Below are 19,994 nucleotides of genomic sequence, written 5' to 3'. Positions count from 1 at the left end.
CATGTCCGACCTTCGTCTTTCCCTCGATGCCATTGATGACCGCATGCGCGGTTTTCCCCCAGGCCACGCCGCCCTGCCGCTTGCCGACATCGGCAGGCAGGGCTGGAAACCCTATGACGGCATCATGTCGCTCCCGTTGATGTCGCTCGACCGGCCGGCCTTCGACGGCAATGTCGCGTTGATGATGCGCTATGTCCGCGAGCATGGCGTGGCCATCGCGCCGCATGCCAAGACGCCGATGTCGACGGCTCTCGCCAGGGAACTGGTCGAGGGCGGCGCCTGGGGCACGACGGTCGCCGATATCCGCCAGGCCTCCGTCCTGCTCAAGGCCGGGTTCGATCGGCTGATCCTAGCCAATGAGATCGGTGCCGCCGCCGCCGCCAGAAGGCTTGCCGCCTTGCTCGCCGGGCATCGGGAAGCGGAGGTGCATGTTTTCGTCGACTCGCCGGAACTGGCTGCCAGCCTGCTGTCGATCTGGCAGGCGCGGAGCGACCTGCCACCCCTCGGGCTGTTGCTGGAGGTCGGAGCCGGGCGGGCCGGGGCCCGGACGATCGAGGCCGCACGGATCATTCTCGACACGATCCTGGCCGGCGAGGGTACCGGCATCAGCCTGAGCGGCATCGGTGCCTATGAGGGCGCCGCCGCCACCGCCGATCCGGAAGAGAGCATCCGCCGCATCGACGAATTGATGGCCCTGGCGGTCGAGACGCACCACCTCGTTCGGGACCGTATCGGAACAGAACGGCCGCTGATCCTGACGGCTGGCGGTTCGGTGTTCTTCGACCGGGTCATCGCGGGCCTTCGGCCGATTAGCGCCCTGGATGCCGCCACGACCCTGGTCCTGCGCAGCGGCGCGATCTTCTTTCACGACCATGGCGTCTATGAGCGCGGTCTCGCGGCTCTGGATGCCCGTTCCGGTTTCGAGCTCTCGGGCGAAACTGTCAGCGCTTCCAGAGGCTTCAAGCCGGTTCTTCGTATCTGGGCCGAGGTGCTGTCACGCCCCGAACCCGATCTGGCGATCTGCGGCATGGGCTTGCGCGATGTCGCCATCGATCAGGGGCTGCCGCGCCCGCTCGCTCTCTATCGCGAGGGACGTCGCATCGGCGAACTCGATGCTTCGGCCTCGATTGCCCGGCTCAACGACCAGCACGCCTTCCTCGTCACCGGCGGTTGCGACCTTCGGATCGGCGATGTCGTCGAATTCGGCCTGTCGCACCCCTGCACCTGCCTCGACCGGCATGCCCTGGTCTATGGGCTCGATGGCGACAACGCGGTGATCGACGCTTTCGCCACCTCCTTCGGATGAAACTTGGGAAGTTTCAAATTTCCAATATTTTACAATGGAGTATTAGACAATGATCATGCGTTACCAGAAGGGTTCGCGTATGAGCCAGGCAGTCAGTTATGGCGGGCTCATCCATGTCGCCGGCCAGGTCGCCGATGATCGCAAGGCCGGTATCGAGGCCCAGACTCTAGACGTGCTTTCCAAGATCGATGCGCTGCTCAAGGAAGCCGGCACGAACCGCTCGCGCCTTCTCGCCGTTAATGTCTTCCTGCCCGCCATCGTGGACTTCGACGCCATGAACGGCGTCTATGATGCCTGGATCGACCCGGCCAATCCGCCGGCGCGCGCCTGCGTCGAGGCCCGGCTCGCCGATCCGGATCTGCGCGTCGAGATGACGGCCATCGCGGCCTTGTAGAAACACGAAAGCAGCCTGCCATGCATAGCGGCCTCGTCCATACCCTCGATTTCGACGCCGATGGCCGCCAGAGCGGCTATCTGAGCATTCCCTATTCCGTCGATCGCTCGCCCTATTACCAGATCAGGATACCGATCCTGCGGGTGCGGAACGGGCCGAGGCCGAGCCTCATGCTGATGGCCGGCAATCATGGCGACGAGTATGAGGGCGAATTGCAGGTGGCGCGCCTGATGCGCCGCCTCGATCCGGCGGCGCTCCGCGGCAGCGTCACCGTCCTGCCGGCGGCCAATCTTCCGGCCGTGATGGCGGCCAGGCGCTGCTCGCCCTTCGACGGCGGCAATCTCAACCGTGCGTTTCCCGGCGATCCTGTGGGAACGCCGACCGCCCGATTGGCGCATTTCCTCGAACACGAACTGTTCCCCCGACACGAGGTGTTGCTCGACATTCATTCCGGCGGCACTTCCATGGCGCATCTTCATTGTGCCCTGATCGAGCGCCAGCCGGACGAGGAACGCTCCACCCGCGCCAAGGCCCTGCTCAGGGCGATGGCGCCCAGCCATGCCTTCATCGCCGACAATGGCTCGCGCTCGCCGACATCCATGGGTGCCGCCATGCGGGCGGGTATCATCGGCCTCAGCGGCGAATTCGGCGGCGGGGGAGCGGTGACGCCGGCCAGCATGGCCTTTACGGCACGGTCGATCGACAATCTGATGCTGGCGCTCGGCATCGTCGACCGCCCCTTGCTGGGCGGCGATGTCACGGCGAAGCCTGCTCTGCAGCTGCTCTCGCTCGCGCGCCACAGCCAGGGCATCTATGCCACGCGCCGGGGCTGGTTCGAACCGGCCGTCGAACTCGGGGCCCGGGTTGCGGCCGGCGACCTTGCCGGCTGGTATCATGATCTTGAACGTCTGGAGCAGCCCGAGGAAGCCCTGTGCTTCACCGAGGGCGGTATCGTGATCTCGCATCGGCTGCATTGCGACAGCCAGGCCGGGGACTGTCTCATCCAGGTAGCCGAGCCGATCGAGGATTGAGCTATTTTTGCGATTTGGCGGAATCGCCAAGAGGCGTAAAGACACGTCGAGGCAATGGGTCGAAGCAAGGAGCAATGCCGTTCAGCTGAGCTTTATTCGAGCTGCAACAACCTTTGTCATTGCCGGGCTCGACCCGGCAATCCAGCTCCTTTGCCCGGTTCGCACGTGGCTTCTGGATAGCCGGGTCAAGCCCGGCTATGACAAATCCAATTGTTTTCCTCTCATGTGAATTTCATTGCGGAGCAGAGACGCGTTTCCTTGGAAAGCGACTTTGCGCCAGAAAGGATCAGGCGTCATGGCCGATACACTCATCCGGGGCGCGCGCATCATCGACGGCACGGGAGCACCCTGGTATCGGGGGGACGTGCTGGTTTCGGGCGGCACCATCGCCCGCATCGGCCAGGACCTCAAGGCGGACAAGGATGCCACCGTCGTCGATGCCGCGGAACGCTATCTCGCACCGGGCTTCATCGACGCCCATTGCCATGACGATCTCATCTTCCTGCGGGAACGGAACCGACCGGAAAAGGCATTGCAGGGCGTCACCAGCATCGTGGTCGGCAATTGTTCCTTCTCGCTCTATCCGGCCGTGCCGGCTTCGCGCGAAAATCTGCGGCTGCATTTCGCCGGCCTGCTCGGCGAGACCCTGGACAGTGAGATCTTTGCGGATCTGGACGGCTATCGCCAGGCGCTGACCGGGGAGGGCATCGCGCTCAATCTGGTGTCGCTCGTCGGCCACGCGGCGCTGCGTCTCGCCGTGATGGGACATGACCGTCGCCCGGCCAATGGGGCCGAGATCGAGGCCATGTGTGCGCTGCTCGCCACCCAGCTCGACCAGGGAGCCGCGGGGCTCTCGCTCGGTCTCGTCTATCCGCCGAGCGCTTTTGCCGAAGAGGACGAACTCTTCGCGCTGGGGAACACCGTGCGCAGCCGCGGTAAGGTGCTGGCGGCCCATGTTCGCTCCTACGAAGCCGGCCTGATGGATGCCATCCAGGAATTCGGCGGCATTCTCAGGCATTCCGGCTCGGCGGGCCTGCTCTCGCATCTGCAATCGGCCGGGCGGCCGAACTGGGGCCAGATCCCGGCGGCGATCGAATTGCTCGAAGGTATGCGCTGCGAAGGCATCGACATCAGCTTCGACATGTATCCCTATCCGGCCGGCAGCACCTGGCTGCTGCAATTGCTGCCACCCGCCGCCATGGATGGCGGGCTCGACGGCCTCAAGGCCCGTCTGCGCGATCCCGAAATGCTTGCGACCTTGCGAGACTGGGTCGAACATGGCGGCCCGGCCTTCCATGGCCAGAGCAAGGTGTCACTGATCGGCTGGGGCAATGTCCGTCTGTCGGCCGTCGGCAGCGCCGAACTCAAGCATCTGGAAGGTCTCGACATGGAGAAGGCGGCAGCCCAGCTCGGCGTCCAGCCTTTCGACCTGATGTTGCGCTTCATCGAGGAGGACGACGGCCAGACCGGCATCATCCTATTCCAGCTCGACGAAGACGATCTGCACGCGGCCTGCTGCAACCGGCTTTATATGGCGGGCTCCGACGGCCTGCCGCGGCCGGGTTCCAAGCCGCATCCGCGTGCCTTCGGCACCTTCCCGCGCATTGCCGGGCCGCTCCGGCGAGAGAAGAACTGGTTCAGCCTGGAAGATGCCGTGCGCCGCATGACCTCGGTGGCCGCGCAGCGCTTTCAACTCTCGGATCGCGGCCTGGTCCGCCCGGGGCTTGCCGCCGACCTCGTGCTGTTCGAGGACGCCATCACCGATCGGGCGACCTTCGAGAACTCGACCCAATTGCCGACCGGCATCTCCCATGTCTGGGTGAATGGCGGAACCGTGGTGGCCGAGGGGCGCCAGACCGGCGAACTGCCGGGCAGGGTGCTCTAATCCGGGATCAAGCGTTGTTCTGAACGGATCGTTTCAGGAATGGCGGACACAAGAGATAGAGCAGGGCGCCCGCTAGCCAGACCCAGCCATTCCAACCGGTCAGGGAAGCGGTGTAGATCGCGGTAAAGAACAGCGGGCCGATGATGGAAGTCAGGCTGGTGAGGGCGGAAAGCGATCCCTGCAACTGGCCTTGCTGGCCTTCGCCGACCTCTCGCGACAACATCGCCTGCAGGGCGGGAGCTCCGATGCCTCCCGCCGCCAGCGGGACCATGATGGCGAAAGCCATCCAGCTTTGCGAGGCGAAGGCCAACAGCACATAACCGAGTGCGTCGGCGGACATGCCGAGGATGACGGCCCGGTCTTCCCTGAGCCGCAGCGTCAAGGGACCGGTCACAACACCCTGGGCGATGGCGTGGAGGATGCCGAAGGCGGCGAGGGAAAGCCCGACGGTGCCGGTATCCCAATGAAAACGGTTTTCGCCGAACAGGACCCAAATCGACCCAGGCACCTGGCCGACCAGCTGCATGACGAAGAACACCGCCATCAGTGCCATCACCGCCGGCAGGCCGCGAACCCAGTGGAAGGAGGCGATGGGATTGAAAGCGGTGCGTGAGAGCGGCCGGCGCTCGCCCCGATGGGTTTCCGGCAGGAGCAAGACGGCGAGCAGGCCATTCAGGCCATTCAGGACGGCAGCCATCAGAAAAGGGGCGTGCGGAGAAAGGCCCCCCAGCAAGCCGCCAAGAGCGGGGCCGCCGACCAGGCCGAGGCCGAAGAATGCACTCATCAGACCGAAACGCCGCGCACGCTGTTCTTCCGGTGTGATGTCGGCAATTGCCGCACCGGCCACGGCCGCCGTCGCGCCGGTGATGCCGGCAATGGCGCGCCCGACATAGAGCACCCACAGGACCGGCGCCGTCGCCATGATGGCATAGTCGATGGTTGCGCCCGCCAGCGAAGCGAGCAGCACGGGACGACGGCCAAAACGGTCCGACAGGGCGCCGAGGGCCGGCGCGCACAGGAACTGCATCAGCGCATAGATCGCCAGCAGCACGCCATAATGCCCGGCCACCGCATCGGTGTGAACGAGATTGCGCAAGAGTTCCGGCAAGACAGGCATGACCAGTCCGATGCCGATGGCATCGAGGGCTACGACACCCAGTATGAGAGGGAGAGCAAATTTGGTTGTCATCGGCGCACACGGTTCGTTTGATCGATAATTTATCGTTGATAAGTGATGCCATAAAACTTATCATCGATAAATAGTCAAGCCTGATCCTGATAGACGCGGCTTACTGAATCGGGATCGATGGGGTAATTCTTCACGGCTGCATCGCCGTGCCGAGAGCCGACGCCTCCTGGAGGCGATGCGTGGGAAGGGTGTCATGGCGAAACTGCAGCGCGAGAAGGTCATCCGGGCTGGCCTTGATCTCTTGAACGACGTCGGTGTCGACGGCCTGACCACCCGCAAGCTGGCCGACCATCTCGGCGTGCAGCAGCCGGCGCTCTATTGGCATTTCAAGAACAAGCGGGCTCTGCTCGATGCCCTGGCCCATGCCATGCTTGCCGAACGGCATACGCATGCGGTGCCGAAGCCCGGTGAAGATTGGTGTTCTTTCATCACCGGTAATGCCCGCAGTTTCAGGAGAGCCCTGCTTTCCTACCGTGACGGTGCGCGCATCCATGCCGGGACCAGGCCCAACGGTGCGGAGACCGCGAATGCCGAGGCGCAATTGCGTTGCATGACCGAGGCCGGGTTCACCACGGCCGACACCACCTACGCACTGATGACCATCAGCTATTTCGTGGTCGGCTCGGTCATGGAGCAGCAATCGGCGCAAGCGGACAAGGCCGAGCGCGGTGACATACCTCACCCCGCCCCGACATCACCCTTGCTGGCGGAGGCCATGGAGACTTTCGACCGGGATGGCCCCGACGTGGCGTTCGAGCAGGGGCTGGGCTTCATCATTGCCGGTCTGAGGGAGAGATTGCAGCGATGAATGTGATTGAGCAGGGCCGCGCCTTGCGCCGGCTGCGGATGCTCAAGGGCATCAAGCAAAGTCATCTTGGTGAATTGCTCGGCGTAGACCAGGCCAGCATTTCCCGCTGGGAAAGAGGAACCGTGCCACTCGGGGAGGAACGCTGGCGGGCCGTCCTGGATCTTCTTGCCGCATCACCGCTACCTGCCGAGGATGCCGCATTGAAGCGTCTGGTGACGTCTTCGAACGCCAAGGTTCACCTCATTTGCGACCATAGCCATCGTCTGCTGGCGGCTTCCCTGCCACGGCAGGCCGAGTGGCACGCCGATCTGCCCGAACTGCTCGGCAACTCGCTGCTTCCCTACGCCACGGATGAAATCCTGGCGGCGGAGGAGAGGCTCGCTGCCCACGGTTGGCACGAAGGTTTTCTGGCCTCGCTGACGCTGGAGACGGGCACCAATTACGATCCCGTCTTGCCGATCGCGCCGAGCCGGGCGCTGTGGGAGCGCGTGACGCTGGCCGACGGCAGCGCCGGGCGGCTGGTCACCACCGTCGGCTAATCATACTCATGCATATTTTATGCGTCGCCGGCACCGCCTGCGATCGCTAATCGTCGGTGCCGGATTGCGAATGACGGATTGGTCACCATGACGATTTTGGTAACGGGCAGTGCCGGACATCTGGGCGAGGCGCTGATGCGCACCTTGCGGGCAGAGGGGCGGCCTGCCATCGGGCTCGACATCAAGGCCTCGCCCTTCACCGATTCCATAGGATCGATCGGCGATCGCGATTTCGTCCAACGTCATCTGCCGGGCGTGCGCACGATTCTGCACGCAGCCACGCTGCACAAGCCGCATGTGGCCACCCATGGCTATCGGGATTTTCTCGACGTGAACATCCAGGGGACTCTCGTGCTCCTCGAGGCGGCCTTAACCTCTGGCGTGGAATCCTTCGTCTTCACCAGCACGACCAGCACCTTCGGCTCAGCCTTGACGCCGGCAGCGGGCGAACCGGCGGCCTGGATCACCGAGGACGTGGTCCCGATCCCGAAGAACATCTATGGCGCGAGCAAGATCGCGGCGGAGACCCTGTGCGAACTCTTTGCCCGTCGCCACCGCCTGCCCGTCATCGTGCTGCGCACCTCGCGCTTCTTCCCGGAAGCCGATGATGATGCGCAGATGAGGCAACGCTACAGCGCCGACAACGCCCAGGCCAACGAGTTGCTCAACCGCCGCTGCGACATCGAGGATGTGGTCGGTGCCCATCTGGCGGCGGCGGACAGGGCGCCGGCGCTGGGTTTCGGCCGCTATATCATCTCCGCAACCACGCCGTTCGGCCCGGACGACGGCGCGGCACTGCGGGCCGACGCGCCGGCGCTCGTACACCGGCTGTTTCCCGATTGCGCCGAGCTTTATACCGCCAGGGGATGGAGCCTGTTTCCGCAGGTGGATCGCATCTATGTCAATGCGCGGGCACGGGCCGAACTCGGCTGGTGCCCGCGCTACGATTTCCGGCACATGCTCGACTGCCTGCGCGAGGGACAGAATTTCCGCAGCCCACTTACAGGCGAAGTCGGCAGCAAGGGCTATCACGACAGGGTCTTCTCGGAAGGCCCCTATCCGGTTCACGATTGAGAGGCAGGCAGGATCTCCCGGAAGCACGGATGATCGCGCTTCCGAGAGATGGCTCCTTGTCCGAGAGATGGCGCCTTGCTTGCCAAGGATCTACAGGCCAGCAAGCCAAGCCTTGGTCTGCGCGACATCGGCCTGCGTCAGGCCATGGCCGGTCGGGAGCGTCTCGTGGCGCACGGCGGCGCCGCGTTCCTTCAGGAGATCGGCCAGCCTGCCGGCATTCGCTGCCGGCACGATCGGATCGGCGGCCCCGGAAAGCATCAGCACCGGCTTGCCGCCCAACTCCGTCGAAGGCGCCGTTCGCAAGGGCGTCATCGGTCGGAGCAGTGCGGCGCCGGCAAGCGCCTGCGGATGCAGCAGCAAGAGCGCGGCGGCGATATTGGCACCGTTGGAAAAGCCTAAGGCGATGGGAGCATCGAGGCCGTACGCCTCGCGCGCCTGCGCAATGAAGCCTGCCAATTCGACGGCCCGCCGGCGCAGATCTTCTTCATCGAACACGCCTTCGCTCAGGCGTCGGAAAAACCGGGGCATGCCGTGCTCCAGCACGTTGCCGCGCGGGGAGAGCAGAGCACTGCCGGGCCCAACCAGCTCGCCCAGGCCGATTAGATCGTTTTCGTCACCACCCGTCCCGTGCAGGAGCAGGAGAGGGGGCCTCTTCATATCCTGTCCGGGAACGAAGCGGTGGATATACGATAATTGCGATGTCGTGGTCATAACTATTGCCTCCTCGGTTCGGGGGATGGGGACGTTTGGCCGGCCATGCCGGACAGGGCAGCTAGAACAAGGAGCGCTTCTAGGACGCGCTTTGCTCCAGGCGGGGCAGGGTGGCTTCCAGACCCGAACGGCGGGCTTCCAGGAACACCGGCAGTTTCAGGGTTTCGCCGAGCGTCGATGCCGGCTCGTCCACGGCAAAGCCAGGAATATCGGTCGCGATCTCGAACAGGACATGTCCGGGTTCCCGGAAATAGACGGAACGGAAATAATTGCGGTCCTTCTGCTCCGTGGTGCGGATGCCATGGTTCTCGGCGAGCCTGCGCACCATCGCGGCCTCCTCGGCATCATCGGCGGCACGAAAGGCGATGTGATGCACCGAGCCACCGCCGAGACGGGCCGGCAGGAGGCCGCTCGCCTCGTGGATGTCGACGATGCTGCCTGCCCCGCCGTCGGCCACCCGATAGCGCACCAGGCTGCCTTCACGCCCGACCTCGCCGAAGCCGAAAACATCGGTGAGGATGGCACCAGTCGGCGCCGCTTCCGCGAGCAGGAGATTGACGCTGTGGAAACCGCGGATGGCAGCATCGGCGGGGATGCCGGCGCCGGTCCAACCAGGTTCGTTCCCAATGCCGGGTACGGCAACGAGGGCGAGGCGCATGCCGTCCGGGTCCTGGAAGGACAGCAGAGGCTCGCCAAAACGCTTGGTCAGCGGCTGATGGGCGACGCCATTCTCGACGAGGCGATGCGTCCAATAGCCAAGCGAGCCTTCCGGCACCCGCAGCATGGTTTCCTGCGTTTCACCAAGGCCGACACGGCCCGGCGCAACATGTTCCCAGGGAAAGTAGGTCAGGATGCTGCCGGGATGGCCGGCCTCATCGCCGTAATAGAGGTGATAGGTGCCGGGATCGTCGAAATTCACGGTCTTCTTGACCAGTCGCAGGCCAAGTATGCGGGTGTAGAAATCGAGATTGCGCTGGGCAGGACCCGCGATGGCCGTGACGTGATGGATGCCTTTGCCGCTCATGGCGAAATTCCTTTCGGTCGGGATTCCTGTCCCTCGATGAGTGAGATAGGCCCGATATGCCAGGAATTGCCATTGCGTCGGCGCAATGAATTGGTTGGGGTGAAAGGTATTGAATTGTCGATCTGAAAGATACTATTGATGTGGCATGCGCCTAGGCGCCGCTGGGGGACTTTGCCGTGGGGGACGGTTTTCCGAATTTGGCCTGGGACGACCTGCGTCTGGTAAAGGCCGTCGCCGACGCCAGGAACCTGCCCGCGGCGGCCGCACGCATCGGCATCGATCACTCAACCGCCTTCCGGCGACTGCGCCTGATCGAACAGGCGCTCGGCGTCACTCTGTTCGAAAAGCATCGCACAGGCTACACGCTGACATCGGCCGGCGAGGAAGTGGCCGGATTGGCGAGCCGTGTCGACGAGGATATCGTCTCGGTCCTGCGCAGGCTTGCCGGTGGCGAACTCGACCTTGCCGGTGAACTGCGCATAACCACCAACGATACATTGCTGGTCGAACTGCTGACGCCGTTGCTCGCCCGGTTCGGCGAGGCCTATCCGGGCATGCGGCTCGACGTGATCCTGTCGAATGCGGCGCTGAACCTGTCCAAGCGGGATGCCGATATCGCCATCCGTGCTTCCGATACCCCGCCAGACACGCTAGTGGGTCGACGCGTCGCCCGCATCGGCTGGGCACTTTATGGCAGGGCAGACGACTTCTCCGATCCCGACCTGCCGGATCTTGAAGCGCTGCATGGGCGGCGCTGGGTGGCACTCGGCGACAATCTCGCCGCGCTCAAGGCCGTGCGCTACGTCAAGACGCACGTCGCGCCGGAACGCATCGTCTATCGCGTCAACTCGGTGCTCGGCCTCGCCGAAGCCGTCGAGGCCGGCATCGGCATCGGTCATCTGCCCTGTTTCATCGCCGGAACCAGGCCGAGCTTGCGCCGTATTGGACCGGTCAATCCGGATTTCGGGGCCGATCTCTGGCTGCTCACCCATCCCGATCTGCGCGACGCTCCGCGCATACGGGCCTTTCTCGATTTCCTCGCCGCCGAGATCGTGCGGCGGCGGGCCTTCATCGAAGGCGCCTAGCTCCGCCGAGACATCGAATGACGACCACGACATCGGATGAAGACAGAGACGGTAGATCTTCCCGGAAGACCCAATTGCGGCCCGAAGAAATCACCGCAGTGCTTCGGGCAGAATTCGGCAAATCGATCGATCTGCATCCTTTGTCGGAAGGATTGGAGTCGCAGGCCAGGTTTTTCAAAACCACCCAGCCCTGGCGCCTGCGGGAGGGGCACCTGCTTGCAGGCTACCAGTTGCGCATCGGGCTGGAGAATGTCTACCAGGCTGCCCTGGGCCCAGGGCGCAGCCGATCTCGCCTGGGCCCTGGCCCGCTGCCAAACTATCGCGAGAGAGGCGGCCTGGTTACCCGAGGTTGATTGCGTGTGACCGGCGATCTCGCCCCAGGGACTGTTTTTGATCGGAAGTGCTTCAGGTTTTCATGATCGAGACACCGCCATCCGCCAAGTGGGCCGTTCCGGTCACGAAGCTCGACAGGTCCGAAACGAGATAGAGAGCGGAACGGGCGATCTCCTCGGGCGAGGCCAGGCGCTTGAGGGCATGCAGCCCCTCCACGAAGGCGCGTGCCTCCGGCGTGTTGGAAACGCTTCGTCCCATCGGTGTATCGGTGCCGCCCGGCAGCAGGGCATTGGCCCGGATACCCCTGGGGCTGTATTCGGTGGCGATCACCTGGGTGAGGCCGATCAGGCCAGCCTTGCTGGCGGCATAGGCGGCCATGCCGGGAAAACCGACAGTATAACCGACGAAGGTCGAGGTGAACACCAGGGCGCCGCCGCCACGCGCCAGCATGGCGGGGATCTGGTGCCGGGCCGCGAGGAAGGCACTGGTCAGATTGACGTCGAGCGTATCGCGCCAGCTTTCCAGAGAAAGCTCGGTCAGCGGCGCCATCTCTCCGGTGGTGCCTGCATTGTTGAAGGCGACGTCGAGCCCGCCGAAATGCTGCTGGGCGGCCTCGACCAGAGCGATCTGGTGATCCTCGTCCTGGATGTTGCCGGCCACCGAGACGGCCTTTCCGCCGGCATTCGCAATTTCGGCGACGACCCTTTCGAGTGCATCTCGACGCCGACCTGACAGGACGATTGCGGCGCCTTCGGCGGCAAACAAACGGGCCGAGGCTTCGCCGATGCCGGAACTGGCGCCGGTGACGATCGCGACCTTGTTTTCGAGCGTAGACTTCATATCCTGAACCTCCAATTCGATTGGGAGGTCCTTGTTCCCCAGGCGTGACCAAGTCGCGACCCGTTTCCTATGATCTTGCCGAGCACGGCACTCTCTGTTTCCTGGGAAATCGCCAAGCGGGAGATCTCGCGCCAAGAGTGCTTCCATCTGTCCATCCATCGGCATAACCGCCGTGATGTGATCAAACACGAGAATGAACCCATGGCCTCACCTCCCTCCTGTCGCAGACGGATTGCGGCTATCCTGCTTGCGGGTCTTGCAAGCGGATTTCCCACCACGTCGGTGCTCGCGAGCGGGCGCTTGCCGCCGCTTCCGGTTCCCGCCCAGCACTTCGCCAATTTCGAGGCCTGTCTCGAACATCTGAAGGCGGTGCAGCGCACCCATATGGCCGGCGTGGCCGAAGGAGCCGTTGCCGATGGCGAAAACCGCACACGCCAGAAACTGGTCGACGGCGAGGGCATCGTGCGTGTCGGTTCGCAGGCCGCTCGCTACCAAGCCCGCGTCGGTAATCAGTTCCGCGTCACCGATCGCCAGAAGGGCGTGATCGTCACGACCTTCAGCTATGAAGAAACCGCCCTCGAATGCCAGGGTGGCGAGCTGACGGGAAGCGTGACCTCGGGCTACATGCTGCCAGGCATGGAACAACTGCCCGATGCGGCCAAGCGGCAGTGATTCTCATCCAAGCAATGAGGTAGCTTGGCCCCATTCGAGTAATACCAAGCTGCAGGAATATCGAGGCTGCGACGGCGGCTGTTGGTGTGCCGGTCCTCGGACCGGCACACGAACAGCCACAGGCATCGAGAGCCAATCATTTCAACGCTCGGTAGGAACTGCGCCTCGGCCAAAGCGAGGTTTGCCCCTCACTGCCGCAAGATGGCGCCTTCGGCTGCCTTGCTCGCGGCTTCCTCTCGCGATGCGACATTGAGAACGCGTAGCAGCAGCGAGACGTGGTTGCGCACCGTGAAGGGAGAGATGGCCAGAGCCCTGGCGATCTCCTTGTTCGACTTGCCCTGAACGATCAGATCCAGAATATCCTGCTGGCGAGGGGTGAGTATCGGCATCAGATACGGGGCCTGGTCCGGGCCGGCCCAGGTTTCGAGCGCCGAGACGACTTGTTCGGCCGAAACCAGCTTGCCGTCGGAATCACCTGGCTGAGCCGTCAGCAAGAAAACCGTGGCATTGGGAAAGTGCCGGCGCACTTGCGCCAGCGTGTCCTCGCCATCCATTTCAATGATCGCCATCACGGCGCGGCGGCTTTCGATGGGAGGGGCGGAGGAGGAAGACGTCAAAGCAATCTGTCTCAATCGAAATGTCCTAGCCATCGCAGTGCGGTGATTTCCTGGCGGCTGCCGGACCTGCAACCTTGCTTGCTCTCCTTCTTTCATGCCTGCCTTTGACTGTCTGTTCCGCGCGTGACTCCGGAACAGGCGGTCAACCAATGGCTCAATCGTCGTTTTCTGCGGTGAGTTCTTCCGGCCGAAGGCCGGATTGGCGCGCCCCGCGACGCAGGCGCAGGCCCGGGCCGTTGCCATCGTCATCGAGGAACTGGATGCCGGCTTCCTCGAAGGCGAGGCGCATGGCCGCCAGATCCTGTCTCTGCGGTACCCGACCGCCCTTTTCGAACTCGGCGATGATAACTTTCGGCACGCCGGACCGCTTCACCAGATCGGCAATTTCGAAATCCAGGAGGGCGCGGGCGGCGCGGCTGAGGGAAGGGGTGAGGGACATTGTAAACGCCTCATACGGATGAACAGGCCTATATTTGGCAACAACCGGCCTTAACACCAGATGTAGGAATTTGTGAGACGTTCGGCCAGTTCATCCCCCAACATCGCAGGAAAGAGTTTCCGTGCCTGATGTGATTTCTGAATCGGATTCGATGCTGTAGAGGAGGGCCCTGACTTTTCAAGGAAGGACACTCCCATGGTCAAGCGTCTTCATCCCGGCCCGCGTTTCTGCAAGGCGGTCGTCGCCAATGGCGTCGTCACCACGGCCGGAATCACCGCGGCTGATACCAGCGGCGACACCTCGGCGCAGACCGCCGACATCCTGGCGCAGATCGATGCCCTGCTGGCCGAAGCCGGCAGCTCCAAGGCGAACCTGCTCACGGCCAGCATCTGGCTGCGCGACATCGCTCATTTCGGCCAGATGAACGCGGTCTGGGACAAGTGGGTCGACATGAACAACCTGCCTGTCCGCGCGACCGTGGAAGCGCGCCTGGCCCTGCCGGAACTGTTGGTCGAAATCCAGGTTACCGCGACGGCCTGATCGTCCTGGTCAAGGCGTACCGTGCAGGGGAGACCGCGCCTTTGCGGTTCCAGGCAAGTCCGTCAATAAAGGAACGAACTGGCTCGACCTTTGTCATTGCCGGGCTTGAACCGGCAATCCAGCTCCCTTCCAGGCGTCGAAGGCGGGGCCGCTGGATGCCCGGGACAAGCCCGGGCATGACAAAGGCGGCGTTCCAGCCACTTCCGGACAATGCACTAGCGAAAGCTGCTCCGACTTTTCGGCCCTAGCTCCGTGCCACCCTGGCATAGGCATTCGCGGACATCCATTCGCCATTCTCGATCGGGCGGCCAAGGAAGGCGCTGAAATAGCGTTTCATGTCTACCCTGTCGCTCGCCTCGGGATGTTCGGCCAGCATGCGCCAAGCCTGCATGACGTGGCCATGTGTGAAAATGGCGATGCGTTCGAGGCCGAGCGCTTCGATGCGGCGGGCGGTGGTTCGTACGCGCTCCAGCATCTGGGCAAAGGATTCGGCGCCCGGACCGTCGACCCGTTTGGGATCGGCAAGATGCCAATAGGCGTCCACCAGCGGGCGCCGCTGCTCCATCGTGGTGTTCGCGCAGCGAACGGGCGACAGATAGGTGAATTCCTGCACCGGCCAGGTTTCGATCGGCACCGCCGCAAAACGCTCGGCCGTCGACGCCGCCGTTTGACGCGCTCGCAGATAGGGTGACACGACAATCAGTTCCGGGGCTCGTTCGAATTTGGCCGCTACCATGCGCGCCTGTTGCCAGCCGGTTTCGGTAAGCGGCGCCGAAGAGGCGTCCTTGCTGGCAGCCCCGGCATTGGCGGTGCTTTCGCCGTGGCGGATCAGCCAGAGTTCACGCGCCATGCCGCCTCCAGGCAACCCGCAAGGGAAAGGATCTCACTCGAACGCCTCAAACGGACGTCGAAGCCGATCTTCCCGGTTGACCTGGCGGGCGTTGAGCTTGAGTTCACAGCCACCGCAAATGTCGGGGCGAGCCGTGAAAGCCTTGGACGCCTTGTCTTTCGCATCCGGTGTCCATTGCGAGGCGGAATTTCCCAACGCAGGAGCCTTGCCGGCCATGGCGGCCGGCTTCTTATGTTTGGGCTGCTCCACCGTCAGATCAGGCGGCGCGAATTCCTCTGCCAGGACGGAGGTGCCCAGCAGTGGCAGGAGGAGGAGGGCGGTGCAGGCGGACAGCTTCATGAGGAGCCCCAACGTCAGGCATTGCCGGCACGACAAGGTCGGACGAGTCGATGGCAATATTTTAGCATAGCATGCCCTCGACAAGGGGATAGAGGCTCTCGCCAAGGGGCTCCTGTGACGAGGTTCTTGCCTTGTCCACGGCCTTGTGGCTTGCTCCGCCGCAAGAAATGACAAGGAGCGACCTATGCCTGATCCGACACTCTGGGGACTTTTCGTTCTCGCATCGATCACGCTGCTGCTGACCCCAGGACCGGCAGTGCTCTTCATCGTGGCGCGCTCGGTCGAACGAGGCAAGGTCGCGGGCCTGGTCTCGGTCCTCGGCATCCATCTCGGCACCATCGTCCACATCGTCGCTGCCGCGGTCGGGCTGTCTGCCCTGATCGTTTCCTCGACCCTTGCCTTTTCCGTGGTCAAGTATCTGGGCGCGGCCTATCTGATCTGGATCGGCATCCGTACGCTGATGGCGCCGGATCTGCCTCTGGAGATCTCAGCCAAGTCGACCAAGCCGCTGCATCGGCTGTTTCAGGAAGGCTTCATCGTCAATCTGTTCAATCCGAAGACGGCGATCTTCTTCCTGGCCTTCCTGCCGCAGTTCGTCGACCCGGCGCGCGGCGGCTTGCATTGGCAGGTCCTCGTGCTCGGCTTCACCTTCATGGGGCTTGGCATGCTGAGCGATGCCATGTTCGCCCTGGCAGCCGGCGCGGCCGGGGATTTCCTGCGCCGCAGCCGCCGCTTCCTGCGGTTCCAGCGCTGGTTTGCCGGCCTGTCCTTCATCGGCCTGGGCGTGACGGCGGCGCTCGTTTCACGCAAGTAGGAATGCCCTAGCGGGCGCCATGGCCCCGGAGATGGCAGGTCAGCGCCATGGCGATACAGTGCCGGAGGGGCGCATCGGGCGGCGGCGTCGCGGGATCGAACAACAAGGCGCGCCGGCCTTCATAGGTGAATATATCGGGGTAATGCGAGCGGTAAAGCTCGACGAGCCGGGTCTGGCAGGGCACGTAGAGCGCATAGCAATTTTCCGATCGCCGGTGGGCGTTGATCCGAATGGTGGCGCCGACCCGTTTGCGTACGGGATGGTAGGCGGGCTCGCCCCATTTCAAGGTTTCCACCATGCCGCCGAGCTCGGGCAAGCTGGAACCGACCTCGAGGATCATCTCGCGCAGCCCGAGCACGGGCTGGCAAAGGTGCTGCGGCAGAGCCGCGAAGGTCGACGATATGGCGGCATCGGCGAAAGGCAGCATGGGCAAGGTCGTCTCCGCTCAGAGACCGGCATGGTAGGATATTGGCCTTGATCCGGCTTGCCAAAACAGGGCCGTCGCGCGCATCGAAGCGGCCTCTTATCGATTTCGTCGATGGATAGGTTCTAGAGATGGCGACTATTCGTGCGCGTCATCCCATGACAGCATTCCCGCCTTCGGCACGTTGTCTACCGTGGCGTCAAGACGGATTGAGTAAGCGCGAGGCTGCATCATGGGCGAGTTGATCGACGGGCAATGGCATCGCACCGCCCCGGCCAAGCTGATGGCCGACGGCAGGTTGAAGCGGCCGCCCTCGGTGTATCGGAACTGGATTTCGTCCCAGGCGGACGCGGCCTTCAAGGCCGAGGCTGGGCGCTATCATCTCTATGTCTCACTGGCCTGCCCCTGGGCCCATCGCACCCTGATCATGCGCAGCCTCAAGGGGCTGGAGAGGTTGATCGGCATCTCCGTGGTCAACTGGTTGATGGGAGAGGACGGCTGGAGCTTCGATCCCGGGCCCGGCGTCGTGGCGGATAATGTGAACGCTGTCACCAAGCTTCACGAGCTCTATACGCTGGGGGATCCCGGCGCCACCACGCGCGTCACCGTCCCCGTGCTTTGGGACAAGGCAAGTCGGCGCATCGTCTCCAACGAATCGGCCGAGATCATCCGCATGTTCAATTCGGCTTTCGATGGCATTGGTGCCAGCCCCGGCGACTACTATCCGGCCGAGTTGCGCACGGAGATCGATGCCGTCAACGAACGCGTCTATGAAAGCCTCAACAATGGTGTCTATAAGGCGGGCTTCGCCACCACGCAGGCCGCCTATGAGGAGGCGGCGAAAGCCGTCTTCGAAACCTTGGACTGGCTGGAGCACCGGCTCGAACGCCAGGCATTCCTGCTGGGCGAACGCATCACCGAGGCCGACATCCGCCTGTTTACGACATTGCTGCGCTTCGACCCGGTCTATCATGGCCACTTCAAATGCAACCGGCGCATGATCACCGACTACCCTGCACTTTGGGACTATACGCGGGCGTTTCATCAGCATCCGCTTATCCGGCCGACCATCGCCATGGATCACATCAAGGGGCACTATTATGCCAGCCACCCCTGGATCAATCCGGGCCGTATCGTGCCTCTCGGCCCCGATCTCGACTATGATGCCCCCATCTCCGGTTTGCGCGCCTCGGCGGCCCGGGCCGCGTAATGTCCCTCAATGGGCTCGATTGCTCTTTACCGCCGGTTCGACCGGCATCCTGGCAAAGGCTTCGCGCAAATGATCGGCGAGCAGCCCCGCCGCCCGCGTCAGGCCGGGGCCGGCATGGAGCCTGATCTCGGCGCCGGGCAGGGCGGGTAGGCCTTCTTCCGGCGAAAGGCTTTGCAAGCTGCGCGGCAGGAAGCTCGATTTCACCACCGTGACCGCCAGTCCCTGGGCCGCAATCGCTTCCACTGTCGCCAGATTATGGGACACGAAGGCCAGCCGCCACGGCCGCTGCGCGGCATCAAGGGCCTCGATTGCCCATTTACGGAAGAGACAGCCCATCGGATAGAGTGCCACCGGGAGAGGATCGATGAGCCAGGCCCGGTGCGCCGTGCTGGCTGCCCAGACCGGCTGCTCCAGCCGCAGCAATTCGCCGTCCTCATGCCCCCGGGCATGCATGGCGATGACGAGATCATAGCTTTCGCCGAGGCGGCCGAGCATGGTGCTGGTCAGGCCGGTTTCCATCTCGACATGAATACGCGGATAGAGGGTGAGGAAGCGCGCCAGCAAGGCGGGCAGAACGTGGCTTCCGTAATCATCCATTACACCCAGCCGCACGCGGCCCTCGAGCCGATGTTCGCGAAGCCTGCCGACCGCCTCCTCGTTCAGGGCGAGGATGCGCCGCGCATAGGTGAGCAGGCTTTCACCGGCCTGGGTTAACTCGACCGTGGTGGTGTTGCGACGGAACAACTCCGCGGCGACCCGCATTTCGAGACGCCGAATCTGCATGCTCACGGCTGATTGCGTGCGATTGAGCCGCGCGGCCGCCCGCGTGAAGGAGCTATGGTCGGCCACGGCCAGAAAGGCTCTCAAGAGATCAGGATCGAGCAACGGCAATGTCATCACACATCATGATGATGCCTATGCGAGAAATGCAATTTCCTTGTGAGTACCCTCCCGGCACTCCGAGCAGCATTGTGCTTCGTGATGGTGGGCCTGGAAGGTTGCCTGTCAGAGACCCGTTCCTTCGGGCCTATGCACAAGGCACGATGGCAGCGACCAGGCAGGGCATCCTGCGTGCTCTAGACAGCTCTGCTCTTCCCGCTCGCTTTCCATAGGTGGGGAAGGCTCCTTGATAATTCGTTCGGAACCCGGGATAAACTCGTCGAGACAGGTGAACTTCCGGAAAGGGAAGCCATGGACGGAGCATATTTATCGGCTTTGGCGGCCCTTGCCGGATCGAGTATCGGCGCATTCGCATCCTTTGCAACGACGTGGCTCAATCAGAGTTATCAGCAAAGAGTTCAGCGTCTTTCCAACGAAATGTCACGGCGAGAAAGAATATTTGGAGAATTTATTGACGAGGCATCGAAAGTATACGGCGATGCTATGGAGAATAATTTAACCGACTCGGGGAAATTGGTTAAACTTTACTCCATTAAAAATAGAATGAAGTTATTTTCGGGAGACGAGGTGATCGCCAGGGCCGATGAAGTTCTGGAAACCATCGTCAACAGATATTCTTCAGAGAAGGTCGATTTTTCTCATCTGGACGCCAAGAAGCTCCCGGAATACGACCTTTTGTATGGTTTTACAGAAGCGTGCCGGAAGGAAATCGTTCGCTATTAATCGGAAAATAGCAGGCAGGAATGGCCTCCGTCAGCTCGTGGCTTCTTGGCCCAGCGTTGAGCAGGTCGATTTGCGAGCTCCGCCGAACCGCCAGGCGTCGAAAGCCCATGGGACAACCGCAAGGATGGTGCGGGCATCTGATTCGCAGTGCCACGGATGCGGAAGGCAACTCAACATACCGCAATCGAGTGGTCATCACATTCCGTGATGATATTCATCAGACAAATGCAATTCTCTCGAACGGTGT

Annotated in this window: 24 protein-coding genes; 14 read left to right on the top strand and 10 right to left on the bottom strand. The window is 62.9% G+C overall.

The window, feature by feature from the left end:
• Position 1 precedes the first annotated feature (1 nt).
• The 4 genes from ACN6KF_RS09040 to ACN6KF_RS09025 all read left to right on the top strand — a co-directional run bounded on the left by ACN6KF_RS09040 (position 2) and on the right by ACN6KF_RS09025 (position 4,616).
• Complete coding sequence (locus tag ACN6KF_RS09040) at positions 2-1,306, top strand: alanine racemase (RefSeq protein ID WP_434956527.1); 1,305 nt, start codon at positions 2-4, stop codon at positions 1,304-1,306.
• Positions 1,307-1,355: 49 nt separating this feature from the next.
• Positions 1,356-1,700: a RidA family protein gene (locus ACN6KF_RS09035; protein WP_434956526.1), complete on the top strand. Its 345-nt coding sequence runs from the start codon at positions 1,356-1,358 to the stop codon at positions 1,698-1,700.
• A gap of 20 nt (positions 1,701-1,720) precedes the next feature.
• On the top strand, positions 1,721-2,731 hold the full coding sequence (locus ACN6KF_RS09030; protein WP_434956525.1) for a M14 family metallopeptidase: 1,011 nt from the start codon (positions 1,721-1,723) through the stop codon (positions 2,729-2,731).
• Positions 2,732-3,026: 295 nt separating this feature from the next.
• Positions 3,027-4,616, top strand: coding sequence for an N-acyl-D-amino-acid deacylase family protein (locus tag ACN6KF_RS09025; RefSeq protein WP_434956524.1), 1,590 nt, complete (start codon positions 3,027-3,029; stop codon positions 4,614-4,616).
• A 7-nt stretch (positions 4,617-4,623) separates the two neighbouring features.
• Here the strand turns inward: ACN6KF_RS09025 and tet are convergent, their stop codons facing one another.
• The gene (gene tet / locus ACN6KF_RS09020; protein ID WP_434956523.1) at positions 4,624-5,805 is read right to left on the bottom strand and encodes a Tet(A)/Tet(B)/Tet(C) family tetracycline efflux MFS transporter; all 1,182 of its coding nucleotides are present in this window, start codon (positions 5,803-5,805) and stop codon (positions 4,624-4,626) included.
• 193 nt (positions 5,806-5,998) lie between these two features.
• Here tet and tetR point away from each other — a divergent pair, with 193 nt between their 5' ends.
• From tetR to ACN6KF_RS09005, 3 genes are all read left to right on the top strand, one after another.
• Complete coding sequence (gene tetR, locus ACN6KF_RS09015; protein WP_434956522.1) at positions 5,999-6,613, top strand: tetracycline resistance transcriptional repressor TetR; 615 nt, start codon at positions 5,999-6,001, stop codon at positions 6,611-6,613.
• Positions 6,610-7,152: a helix-turn-helix domain-containing protein gene (locus tag ACN6KF_RS09010; RefSeq protein ID WP_434956521.1), complete on the top strand. Its 543-nt coding sequence runs from the start codon at positions 6,610-6,612 to the stop codon at positions 7,150-7,152. Before tetR ends, ACN6KF_RS09010 begins: the two co-directional genes overlap by 4 nt.
• An 87-nt stretch (positions 7,153-7,239) precedes the next feature.
• The gene (locus ACN6KF_RS09005; protein ID WP_434956520.1) at positions 7,240-8,226 is read left to right on the top strand and encodes an NAD-dependent epimerase/dehydratase family protein; all 987 of its coding nucleotides are present in this window, start codon (positions 7,240-7,242) and stop codon (positions 8,224-8,226) included.
• 90 nt (positions 8,227-8,316) lie between these two features.
• On the opposite strand, the gene ACN6KF_RS09000 is transcribed toward ACN6KF_RS09005, so the two are convergent.
• Positions 8,317-8,883 carry an alpha/beta hydrolase gene (locus tag ACN6KF_RS09000; RefSeq protein WP_434956519.1) on the bottom strand — a complete coding sequence of 189 codons (567 nt, stop codon included), beginning with the start codon at positions 8,881-8,883 and terminating at the stop codon, positions 8,317-8,319.
• A gap of 133 nt (positions 8,884-9,016) precedes the next feature.
• On the bottom strand, positions 9,017-9,961 hold the full coding sequence (locus tag ACN6KF_RS08995) for a ring-cleaving dioxygenase (protein WP_434956518.1): 945 nt from the start codon (positions 9,959-9,961) through the stop codon (positions 9,017-9,019).
• A 176-nt stretch (positions 9,962-10,137) separates the two neighbouring features.
• Here ACN6KF_RS08995 and ACN6KF_RS08990 point away from each other — a divergent pair, with 176 nt between their 5' ends.
• Together ACN6KF_RS08990 and ACN6KF_RS08985 are read left to right on the top strand one after the other, a co-directional pair.
• Complete coding sequence (locus tag ACN6KF_RS08990; RefSeq protein WP_434956517.1) at positions 10,138-11,046, top strand: LysR family transcriptional regulator; 909 nt, start codon at positions 10,138-10,140, stop codon at positions 11,044-11,046.
• 17 nt (positions 11,047-11,063) lie between these two features.
• Complete coding sequence (locus ACN6KF_RS08985; RefSeq protein ID WP_434956516.1) at positions 11,064-11,399, top strand: hypothetical protein; 336 nt, start codon at positions 11,064-11,066, stop codon at positions 11,397-11,399.
• 52 nt (positions 11,400-11,451) lie between these two features.
• On the opposite strand, the gene ACN6KF_RS08980 is transcribed toward ACN6KF_RS08985, so the two are convergent.
• Positions 11,452-12,219, bottom strand: coding sequence for an SDR family oxidoreductase (locus tag ACN6KF_RS08980; protein ID WP_434956515.1), 768 nt, complete (start codon positions 12,217-12,219; stop codon positions 11,452-11,454).
• Between the two features lie 201 nt (positions 12,220-12,420).
• Here ACN6KF_RS08980 and ACN6KF_RS08975 point away from each other — a divergent pair, with 201 nt between their 5' ends.
• Positions 12,421-12,891 (top strand): hypothetical protein, encoded by a 471-nt coding sequence (locus tag ACN6KF_RS08975; protein WP_434956514.1) that lies wholly within the window; start codon positions 12,421-12,423, stop codon positions 12,889-12,891.
• 188 nt (positions 12,892-13,079) lie between these two features.
• Here the strand turns inward: ACN6KF_RS08975 and ACN6KF_RS08970 are convergent, their stop codons facing one another.
• Both ACN6KF_RS08970 and ACN6KF_RS08965 read right to left on the bottom strand, forming a co-directional pair.
• Positions 13,080-13,523 carry a response regulator transcription factor gene (locus tag ACN6KF_RS08970; RefSeq protein WP_434956513.1) on the bottom strand — a complete coding sequence of 148 codons (444 nt, stop codon included), beginning with the start codon at positions 13,521-13,523 and terminating at the stop codon, positions 13,080-13,082.
• A 139-nt stretch (positions 13,524-13,662) separates the two neighbouring features.
• Positions 13,663-13,947, bottom strand: a complete 285-nt coding sequence (locus ACN6KF_RS08965; protein ID WP_434956512.1) for a hypothetical protein — start codon at positions 13,945-13,947, stop codon at positions 13,663-13,665.
• Between the two features lie 195 nt (positions 13,948-14,142).
• On the opposite strand from ACN6KF_RS08965, the gene ACN6KF_RS08960 reads away from it, so the two are divergent.
• Positions 14,143-14,487, top strand: a complete 345-nt coding sequence (locus tag ACN6KF_RS08960; protein ID WP_434956511.1) for a RidA family protein — start codon at positions 14,143-14,145, stop codon at positions 14,485-14,487.
• 244 nt (positions 14,488-14,731) lie between these two features.
• Here the strand turns inward: ACN6KF_RS08960 and ACN6KF_RS08955 are convergent, their stop codons facing one another.
• On the bottom strand, positions 14,732-15,337 hold the full coding sequence (locus ACN6KF_RS08955) for a histidine phosphatase family protein (protein ID WP_434956510.1): 606 nt from the start codon (positions 15,335-15,337) through the stop codon (positions 14,732-14,734).
• 33 nt (positions 15,338-15,370) lie between these two features.
• A complete protein-coding gene (locus tag ACN6KF_RS08950; protein ID WP_434956509.1) occupies positions 15,371-15,676 on the bottom strand; it encodes a hypothetical protein in 306 nt (101 codons plus the stop codon).
• A gap of 184 nt (positions 15,677-15,860) precedes the next feature.
• On the opposite strand from ACN6KF_RS08950, the gene ACN6KF_RS08945 reads away from it, so the two are divergent.
• Entirely contained in the window at positions 15,861-16,490 is a 630-nt protein-coding gene (locus tag ACN6KF_RS08945; protein ID WP_434956508.1) for a LysE family translocator, read from the top strand.
• A 7-nt stretch (positions 16,491-16,497) separates the two neighbouring features.
• Here the strand turns inward: ACN6KF_RS08945 and ACN6KF_RS08940 are convergent, their stop codons facing one another.
• Positions 16,498-16,923 carry a DUF1801 domain-containing protein gene (locus ACN6KF_RS08940; protein ID WP_434956507.1) on the bottom strand — a complete coding sequence of 142 codons (426 nt, stop codon included), beginning with the start codon at positions 16,921-16,923 and terminating at the stop codon, positions 16,498-16,500.
• A gap of 223 nt (positions 16,924-17,146) precedes the next feature.
• On the opposite strand from ACN6KF_RS08940, the gene ACN6KF_RS08935 reads away from it, so the two are divergent.
• Entirely contained in the window at positions 17,147-18,124 is a 978-nt protein-coding gene (locus ACN6KF_RS08935; RefSeq protein WP_434956506.1) for a glutathione S-transferase family protein, read from the top strand.
• 6 nt (positions 18,125-18,130) lie between these two features.
• Here ACN6KF_RS08935 and ACN6KF_RS08930 read toward each other — a convergent pair whose 3' ends face one another.
• Positions 18,131-19,021 (bottom strand): LysR family transcriptional regulator, encoded by an 891-nt coding sequence (locus ACN6KF_RS08930; protein WP_434956505.1) that lies wholly within the window; start codon positions 19,019-19,021, stop codon positions 18,131-18,133.
• Positions 19,022-19,315: 294 nt separating this feature from the next.
• Between ACN6KF_RS08930 and ACN6KF_RS08925 the strand changes: the two genes are divergently transcribed.
• Positions 19,316-19,747 (top strand): hypothetical protein, encoded by a 432-nt coding sequence (locus ACN6KF_RS08925; protein ID WP_434956504.1) that lies wholly within the window; start codon positions 19,316-19,318, stop codon positions 19,745-19,747.
• The last annotated feature ends 247 nt before the right edge of the window (positions 19,748-19,994 follow it).

The organism is Labrys methylaminiphilus subsp. lupini (genome assembly GCF_051161885.1).
Lineage (GTDB): Bacteria > Pseudomonadota > Alphaproteobacteria > Rhizobiales > Labraceae > Labrys.
The sequence above is the reverse complement of the archived record's forward strand: the minus strand, read 5'-3'. Positions and strand labels throughout refer to the sequence as shown.